Here is a 435-nt window from a genome sequence, read left to right as displayed (position 1 = left end):
GGCGACGTCGCCGGCGAGCAGGCTGAGCACGAGGCCGGCGAACATGAAGCCGGAATTGGAGCGATTGGGATCGGTGGAGATGAGACGGGCCTTGCCGTAGAGCGCGTCGACACCGAGCGAGGACCAATCCTGGTTGGCGAGCAATGCTTTGAGGAGGGCTGCCAGATCGAGCTGATACTGTTTGCTTGGCGTCAGCTTCACCAAGCCATGCTTGATCAGCCCGTCGGCGACCGGCTGCCAAGTGTAGACCACGACGGGCGAGTTCAGCACGACCTGGTCGTTGCGCACCTTGACGCCGCTCTTGCGCGCCAGGTCGACCATGATCGAGGAGGAGGGCCAGAGAAAAGCCGGGTTCTGTGACAAGAGCGCCTGCTCGCGCACCATTTCGACCGAGCCGGCGACACGTGCATCGAGCTGCAGGCCGTAGCTGCCGAG

General features: G+C 63.7%; 1 protein-coding gene. It reads right to left on the bottom strand.

The window, feature by feature from the left end:
- The coding region (locus tag AC1D0P_RS30030) for a hypothetical protein (protein ID WP_477680066.1) at positions 1 to 435 on the bottom strand (435 nt) is incomplete at both ends.

The sequence above is a fragment of the Polaromonas sp. P1_G2 genome (genome assembly GCF_056405515.1).
Note: the sequence above shows the minus strand (reverse complement) of the source record. Positions and strands in the feature narration are given on the sequence as shown.